This is a genomic window from Streptomyces rubellomurinus (assembly GCF_000961885.1).
GTDB classification, from domain to species: domain Bacteria; phylum Actinomycetota; class Actinomycetes; order Streptomycetales; family Streptomycetaceae; genus Kitasatospora; species Kitasatospora rubellomurina.
In genome coordinates, this window is sequence record NZ_JZKH01000160.1 from 1 (window position 1) to 8162 (window position 8162).

5 protein-coding genes are annotated in these 8162 nt (G+C 74.0%); 3 read left to right on the forward strand and 2 right to left on the reverse strand.

The features are described from left to right. A partial coding sequence (locus VM95_RS36300) for a sensor histidine kinase (protein WP_052707795.1) occupies positions 1-2111 on the reverse strand: 2111 nt, incomplete at its 3' end. Between the two features lie 523 nt (positions 2112-2634). Between VM95_RS36300 and VM95_RS36305 the strand changes: the two genes are divergently transcribed. The 3 genes from VM95_RS36305 to VM95_RS36315 all read left to right on the forward strand — a co-directional run bounded on the left by VM95_RS36305 (position 2635) and on the right by VM95_RS36315 (position 7196). After that, the gene (locus VM95_RS36305; protein WP_045705298.1) at positions 2635-4461 is read left to right on the forward strand and encodes an AMP-dependent synthetase/ligase; all 1827 of its coding nucleotides are present in this window, start codon (positions 2635-2637) and stop codon (positions 4459-4461) included. A 273-nt stretch (positions 4462-4734) separates the two neighbouring features. Next, on the forward strand, positions 4735-5895 hold the full coding sequence (locus VM95_RS39470) for a polysaccharide deacetylase family protein (RefSeq protein ID WP_052707796.1): 1161 nt from the start codon (positions 4735-4737) through the stop codon (positions 5893-5895). A gap of 326 nt (positions 5896-6221) precedes the next feature. Beyond that, positions 6222-7196 carry a nitroreductase/quinone reductase family protein gene (locus VM95_RS36315; protein WP_078861124.1) on the forward strand — a complete coding sequence of 325 codons (975 nt, stop codon included), beginning with the start codon at positions 6222-6224 and terminating at the stop codon, positions 7194-7196. 140 nt (positions 7197-7336) lie between these two features. On the opposite strand, the gene VM95_RS36320 is transcribed toward VM95_RS36315, so the two are convergent. Further along, on the reverse strand, positions 7337-8134 hold the full coding sequence (locus tag VM95_RS36320) for an SGNH/GDSL hydrolase family protein (RefSeq protein ID WP_045705299.1): 798 nt from the start codon (positions 8132-8134) through the stop codon (positions 7337-7339). Positions 8135-8162: the final 28 nt, after the last annotated feature.

The following is an 8162-nucleotide window of genomic DNA, read 5'->3' on the forward strand; positions in this document are numbered from 1 at the left end:
GCCCGGTCCCCGTCCGCGCGTGCGGCGGCCCCGGCGCCGGTACCGGCACCCACCCCCGCCCCGGCGGGCACGGCCACCAGCTCGCGCGCCCCGCGCCGCCCGGACACCCCGGACGCCCCGGCGGCCCCGCCGGACCCGGCCACCCCGGACCCGGCCGACCGCCCGGCCCCGCCCGCCCCGCCGGACGCGGCCCCGGACGGCTCCGGCATCCCGTCCGGCGCCTCCGCGAGCAGTTCCCGCGGAATGAGCACGACGGCCGTCGTCCCACCGTACGGCGAGGGCCGCAGGTGGACCCGGACGCCGTGCCGCCGGGCGAGCCGGCTGACCACGAAGAGGCCCAGCCGGTCGGTGTCGGCGAGGTCGAACTCCTGCTCCACGGCGAGGCGTTCGTTGATCTCGGCGAGCAGCTGCTCGCTCAGCCCGAGCCCGCGGTCGTCGATCTCCAGCGCGAAGCCGTGCGCCACGACCTCGCCCTGGACGGTGACTTGGGTGCTCGGCGGGGAGAACACGGCGGCGTTCTCGACGAGTTCGGCGACCAGGTGGGTGATGTCGGCGACGGCGCTGCCGAGCAGCCCGGTGCCGGGGAACGGCCGGACGATCACCCGGGCGTAGTCCTCGACCTCGCCGACCGCCGCGCGCACCACGTCGACCATCCGGACGGGCTTGCGCCAGGCGCGCCCGGGCGAGCCGCCGGCCAGGATGATCAGGCCCTCGGCGTGGCGGCGCATGCGGGTGGTGAGGTGGTCGACCCTGAACAGGTCCTCCAGCTCGGCCGGGTCCTCGGTGCGGCGCTCCATGGTGTCGAGCAGGGTGAGCTGGCGGTGCAGCAGCACCTGGCTGCGGCGGGCCAGGTTGACGAACACGGCGGAGACGCCGCGGCGCAGTTCGGCCTGTTCGACGGCGGCCTGGACCGCCGTCCGCTGGACTTCGTTGAAGGCCTGGCCGACCTGCCCGATCTCGGCCTGCCCGAAGTGGAGTTCGGGCGCCTCGGCGGCCACGTCGACGGCCTCGCCGCGGCGCAGCCGGAGCATGACGGAGGGCAGCCGGGTGCTGGCGAGTTCGTTGGCGGCGTTGCGCAGGCCGATGAGTTCGCGGGCCAGGCCCCGGCCGATCCGGAAGGAGATCAGCACCGACAGCACGACGGCGACGAGGCCGACCGCCCCGGCGATGCCGGCGCGCAGCAGCGCGGAGACCGCGGCGGAGTGGCCGCGGTCGTCGAGGCCGGTGGCGATCCGGCCGTTGATCGCGGCCAGGTCGGCGAGGGAGCGGTCGGCGGTCTCGCGCCAGGTGCCGCCGGCGAGTGCCTGGGCGACCCGGTCGGGGCCGCCGGCGCCGACGAAGTCGGCTTCGGCGCGGGTGAGCGCGGACCAGGCGTCGCTGCCGCGCAGGGCGATGTAGTCGGACTGGTCGGCGGGGTCGAGCTCGGCGATGTAGACGGTGAACAGGGCCTGCTGGTTGTGCAGGGCGTCGAGGGCGACCTGGTACTGCTCGGCGGTGGGCCTGGCGGCCGCGGTGTGCAGGCCCTCCATCGCCGCGTCCTCCTGGGAGAGGTACTCGCGGGCGCGTTCGAGCTCGATCAGGATGGTGCCCTGGCGCGGGAGTTGGCCGCTCTGGCGGGCGACGTAGGCGGAGGCGAAGCCGAACACGGGCTTGACCAGGTCGCTGTACTGGCCGAGTGCGAACTCCCAGTTCAGCGCGGCGCGGCCGATCTGGGCGCGCAGCGGGCCGAGCTGGTCGGCGGCGGCGAGGACCTGCAGGTAGCGGCCGCGCTGGCTCGCGGAGAGCCGGCCGCCGGACTCGTCCTTCTTCTGCCGCAGCACGGCCAGGGCGCGGTCGGTGACGGCCCTGGCGTGTTCGAAGGCGTCCCGGGCGACGGGCGAGTTCGGGTCGGCGAGGCGCTGGACGGCGGTGCGGCGCTCGTCCTGGAGGGCGGCGGCGTACTGGTCGACCGGCGGGCCGAACTCCTTGTACGTACGGCTGATCTCCAGCTGGTTCCAGACGTCGCCGGTGGTGGCGAGGGTCGCGTACACCCACAGGGCGGTGAGCGCGACGATGGGCACCAGGAGCAGCGCGATGATCTTCGCGCGGATCGAGCTGCTGCGCAGACGCATGGAGTCCTCGGTCGGGAGTGTGCCAGGCGCGGGCTGGTCGGCGTGGGTCGTGCGTCGTCGGAGGGTGTCGTCGGAAGGCGTCGCCGGGAGGCGTCGTCGGAGCGGGCCCGGCCGGGGTCCGGCCGCAGGTCTGCGCGACTCTACTACGCCCTGACCACTCGTTCGAGGGTCGAATTCCCCCGCCCCGTCCGCGCGGCCTCCGCACCCCTCCCGGCTTGCCCCGGACACGTCAGGAAAGGGCCGCGTCCGCCACCGATTCGCGCCCGGATCGTCCGCCCACGCCCGATTTGCGACCCGGCTCGGCGCCACCACGGGCCTTCCCCTGATCTTCTCCGCGACGACACTTCCGGTGCGAATCGGTGCCGATCTCGTCGCGTCACCGTCACAACCCTGGGCAGTGACAGGGCGATCCGATAGTTTCGCTGCACCCGCGCCGCCGCCCCCGTGCCGGGGCAGCCGGGGCGGGCCACCAGTCGCGCGCCGCGACGGGCGGGCGGGCCGCGAGAGGCGAACGGGGAGGACTGTGCGCGAGTTCAGCACTCCCGCCCTTCCCGGGCCCCCGGCCACCGGAGGAGTCGCCGACTCCGTGTACGACACCGCCGAGCGCACCCCCGAGCTCGTCCAGCTCTCCCGCCAGGGCCCGGACGGACACTGGCACGACGTCACCGCCCGCCGCTTCCGGGACGAGGTGCTGGCACTCGCCAAGGGCCTGCTCACCCGCGGCGTGCGCTACGGCGACCGGGTCGCCCTGATGTCCCGCACCCGCTACGAGTGGACGCTCTTCGACTACGCGCTCTGGTCGATCGGCGCCGTCTCCGTGCCGATCTACCCGACCTCGGCGCCCGACCAGGTGCGCTGGATCCTCGCCGAGACCCAGGCGGTGGCCTGCCTGGTCGAGGACGAGGACGGCGCGATGACCGTCGGCGCCGTCTGCGACGCGCTGCCCGACCTGTCCGGCATCTGGCAGCTCGACCACGGGTGCGTCGCCGCGATCACCGAGGACGGCCACGGCGTCCCCGACTCCCTGGTGCACCGCCAGCGGCTCGGCGTCACCGCCGAGAACATCGCCACCGTCGTCTACACCTCCGGCACCACCGGCCGCCCCAAGGGCTGCCTGATCACCCACGGCAACCTCGCCGCCGAGGCCGGCGCCATGCTCGGCGGCTGGTGCGACGTCCTGCACGACACCGGCGGCGAACAGCCCGCCACCCTGCTCTTCCTGCCACTGACCCACGTGTACGCGCGGGCCGTGCAGATCGCCTCGATCCGCGGCGGCCTGCGGATCGGCCACCTGCCGCAGGTGTCCACCGACGCGATGCTGCCCGCCCTGGCGGTCTTCCGGCCGACCTTCCTGCTCACCGTCCCGTACATCCTGGAGAAGCTCCTCCAGCAGGCCCGGCAGGCCGCCGAGAACGCCGGGCGCGGCGAACTCTTCGAACAGGCCCGGCAGGTGGCCGTCGACTGGGCCACCGCCAAGGAGCAGAAGGCCTTCGGGCGCGGCCCCGGGCCCGGCGCGGGCCTGCGGCTGCGCCACATCGCCTACGACCGCGCCGTCTACCAGAAGCTGCGCGGCGTGCTCGGCGGCCGGATCCGCACCGTGCTGTGCGGCGGGTCCTCGCTGCGGCGCGAGCTGGCGCTGTTCTTCACCGGCGCCGGCCTGCAGCTGTACGAGGGGTACGGGCTGACCGAGACCTCGGGCGCGATGGTCGCCAACCCGGCCGGGCGGCAGAAGCTCGGCACCGTCGGGCAGCCGCTCGCGGGCTGCACGGTGGCGCTGGCCGACGACGGCGAGGTGTGGCTGCGCGGCCCCACGGTCTTCGGCGGCTACCTCAACCATCCGCAGTGCACGGCCGACGCGCTGGTGGACGGCTGGTTCGCCACCGGCGACCTGGGCCGCCTCGACCAGGACGGCTACCTCAGCATCACCGGCCGCAAGAAGGACCTGATCGTCACCAGCAACGGCAAGAACCTCGCCCCGGCGGCGCTGGAGGAACGCGTCCAGGCGCACCCGCTGGTCTCCCAGTGCCTGGTGGTGGGCGACGACCGGCCGTACGTGGGCGCGCTGATCACGCTCGACCCGAGCGCGCTGGCGCACTGGCTCAAGTCGCACGGGCGGGAGCAGCTGGACACCTGGTCGGTGCTCGCGGACGAGCAGCTGCACGTGGAGATCCAGCGGGCGGTGGCGGCGGCGAACGCGGCGGTGTCCCGGGCCGAGTCGATCCGCGCGTTCCGGCTGCTGCCACGGGAGTTCAGCCAGGAGCAGGGGCTGCTGACGCCCTCGCTGAAGCTGCGGCGCGCGGCGATCACCAGGCACCACGCGCAGGACATCGAGGAACTGTACGCGCCCTGACGGTTCGTCTGCGACCGTGTGGTGTACGGAGGTTGGATCGGCGGCGGGCACATCGGTCGGCGGCCGGCGGGGTGCGGGGCGGCAGTTCGCGGCGGTTCACCCGCCGTTCCCTTGACGGGCCGATTGGTCCAGTCCATTGTTTCTGTTCGGTCCGCGTGCGGGCGCACCACCCACCGCTCCCGCCCCTCCGGGAGCGCCCGGTTCCACGGCTCTTTCACCCTCCCGCCCTCCCCACGGGCGGGTTCCCCCACCCGCAGGAGTCCTCACGTGTCCATGTCCACGCGCCTGTCCGCGCTGGCCGCCTCCGTCACCCTCCTCACCGGCCTGACCGGCCTCACCGCCCCGGCGGCCTCCGCCGACCAGCCGCCCGCGTCCGCGCCCGCGCCCGCGCCCGCGCCCGCCGGCGGCCCGGTCGTCAACCTGGCCACCAACCCGGGCTTCGAACTGCCCGCACCGAACCTGGCCGACTGGGGCAGCATCCCGGGCTGGACCTGCACCGGCGGCCCCGCCGAGGCCGCCGTCACCACCGCCGCCCCGCACACCGGCACCTCCGCCCTCACCGTCACCCCGGCCGGCGCCGACTCCACCGGCGAGTGCGCGCAGACCGTCGCCGTCCAGCCGAACACCACCTACACCGCCTCGGCCTGGGTGCGCGGCAGCTTCGTCCACCTCGGCGCCACCGGCACCGGCAACGACGTCGCCCCCGCCTGGACGGAGACCACCGGCGGCGGCTGGCAGCAGCTCACCACCCGCTTCACCACCGGCCCGAACGCCCGCAGCATCCGGCTGTACGTCCACGGCTGGTACCAGCAGGGCCCGTTCTCCGTCGACGACGTCCACGTCGACGGCCCCGCGCCCGCCCCCGCCGTCCAGGCCGGCAGCGTGCCGACGACCGACAAGGTCGTCTTCTTCACCGTCGACGACGGCTGGCAGCGCACCCCCGAGGCGGAGAAGTTCATCGCCGACCACCACCTGCCGATCACCGCGTTCCCGCTGCCGATGCCGGCCGGCACCGACCCGGGCTTCTTCCAGCGCGTCACCGCCGTGCCCGGCTCCTCCGTCCAGGACCACAGCGTCTCGCACGCCGACCTCAGCAAGCTGCCGCTGGCACAGCAGCAGGTCGAGATCTGCGACGCCCGCGACGCGATGACCCGCCTCTTCGGTACCGCGCCCGTGCTGTTCCGCCCGCCGTCCTTCGCCTGGAACGCCGACACCCTGCAGGCCGCCGCCAACTGCGGCATCCGGACCGTGCTCACCGCCGACGCCGACTTCAGCTGGGGCGCCGCCAACATCTGGCACCCTGGCCCGCTGCAGCCCGGCGACGTGGTGCTGATGCACTGGAGCGACACCCTCGCCACCGACCTCCAGCGCGCCCTCGCCGCCGCCGACGCGGCCGGGCTCAAGCCCGCCGGGGTCGTCGACTACCTGCACTGACACCGCCGTCCGGGCCGGCCGGGTTCTCCGGGGCGGCCGAGCCGGGGAGCGCTCCGCGGTGATCCACCGCGTTGACAGAGCGCCCCCGGCCCGGCTTTCATGGGCGCGTGCAGCGCGGCGTCGGCCACAGAGCAGTGGGCCGGCCGGCGGCCGAGCGAGCACCTGAGAACGCCAAGGGACGATGCGCGATGAGTACCTTCTCCGCTGCCCTGATCTGACCCCGGCGGCCACCGCGGTGCCCGCCCGTCCATCCGTACGTACGCGCTGCCCGCGTGTGGCCGCGACTCCCCGAACCCTTCCGGAGACTCCACCACACACGCATGCCCATGCCCTCCCCTTCTCGCGGTCCCGCCGCGTCCTCCGACTCCGTCAGCTCCTCCAACTCCTCCAACTCCTTCGACTCCTTCGACTCCTTCAACCTGAGCGTCATCGAGGAGTTCCGCGCCAACGGCGGGCGGGTCGGCGGCCCGTTCGCGGGCGGGAACCTGCTGCTCCTCACCACCACCGGTGCCCGCAGCGGGCGGCCGCACACCGTGCCGCTCGGCTACGTCCGCGCCGAAGGACTGCTGCTCGTCGTCGCCTCGGCGGCCGGGGCGCCCGAGCACCCGCAGTGGTACCGCAACCTGCTGGCCCACCCGGTGGTCCGGGTCGAACTCGGCACCGAGGCCTTCGACGTCGTCGCCGTGCCGGCCGAAGGCGCCCGCCGGGAGCGGCTGTTCGCCGCCGTCGTCCGGCAGGCGCCGGGGTACGGCGACTACCAGGCGCTGACCGAGCGCCGCCTGCCGGTCGTCGTCCTGGAGCTGTCCGAGACGCCCCCGGCGCCCTGGCGGCCGGCGGCACCCGCGGTGCCGACCCTCGCCGACCGGCTGCTGGAAGCGCACACCTGGCTGCGCGCCCAGCTGCGTCACGTCCGCGCCGAGGCCCGGGCCATCGAGCCGGGCCGCCCGGCCGGCCTCGGGTTCCAACTCCGGCAGCACTGCCTGGCGTTCTGCCAGGGGCTCACCCATCACCACACCGGCGAGGACGCCGCCGTGTTCCCCGCCCTCGCCCGTAGCCATCCGGAACTGGCCGACACGCTGGCACGGCTCGGCGAGCAGCATCGCGCCATCGGCCGGATCAAGGAGGAGCTGACCGCGCTGCTGGCCGAGGCCGAGCACGCCGATCCCGACCGGCTGCGGGCCGACCTCGACCGGATGTCGGCCGACCTGGAGGCACACCTCGACTACGAGGAGGCGGCGCTGCTGCCCGCGCTCGCCGCCATCCCCTTCCCACCGGTGCGGCCCGCCCCGGACGGACGGTGACACGGCGGTGCCGCCGCCCCCTCCCCGGCTCGGGAGGGGGCGGCGGCACCGTGGTCACGCTTCGATCACCGGCTTGCCGTCTGGCATCACCTCAGGGCATCGCCTCCGGCACCGGCTCCGGCACTGGCACCGGCATCGCGTCAGGACTGGCTGAAGACCGGCAGGTAGCCGTAGGCCTGGCCGTCCGCGTTCGGGTGGTAGCTCTCGTCGACCGGCCAGGTGGTGCTGTGCAGCCAGGTGGACGAGGACCCGCAGATCTCGTGCCCGGCGAAGATGCCGCGCACGTCGCCGAAGGTGAACCCGGCGTTGGCGACCCGCTTGGCGATGACGGTGTCCAGCGTGTCGGCGGCCTCGTTGATGGCGGCACGCTTGGTGTCGCCGATGCCGAACAGGCAGGACCCGTTGATCTGGTACAGGTGCGGGTAGCCGAGCACCACGACGTGGGCGTTCGGCGCCTTGGACCGGATCGCGGAGTACACCTGGTCGAGCTGGCCGGGCAGGGTGTTCTCGGCGTAGCTCTCGGCGGCGCTGACGGCGTTCAGGCAGTCGCTGTCACTGCTCAGCACGCAGGTCTGCATGGTGCTGGAGAACCCGGCGTCGTTGCCGCCGATCGTGAGGCTGACCAGCGTGGTGCCGGAGTTCAGGGCGGAGAGCTGGTTGTTGAGGACGTCCCCGGTTCTGGCGCCCGAACAGGCGACGAACGAGAAGGAGGACGGCGCGTTCGCGTTCTTCCAGAGGTAGGCGTAGGCGTTGGTGCTGCGCTTGCAGCTACCGCTGTCGCTCAGGTAGCTGCCGGCGCCGACGCCGGCCGAGTACGAGTCCCCGAGGGCCACGTAGTTGGCACCGGCCGCACCGGCGGACGACGCGGCGAAGAACGTCGTCAGCGTGAGGAGAGCGGAGACAGCGGCGACGGACAGGGCACGAACAGGGCGGAGCATTGCACCTCCTGGGGTGGCGGGAGTCGCG

Excerpts from the sequence above, each read along its gene's own strand:
- VM95_RS36315 (WP_078861124.1), top strand. The coding sequence starts at position 6,222 with ATGCCCTCCCCTTCTCGCGGTCCCGCCGCGTCCTCCGACTCCGTCAGC.
- VM95_RS36320 (WP_045705299.1), bottom strand. The coding sequence starts at position 8,134 with ATGCTCCGCCCTGTTCGTGCCCTGTCCGTCGCCGCTGTCTCCGCTCTC.
- VM95_RS39470 (WP_052707796.1), top strand. The coding sequence starts at position 4,735 with ATGTCCACGCGCCTGTCCGCGCTGGCCGCCTCCGTCACCCTCCTCACC.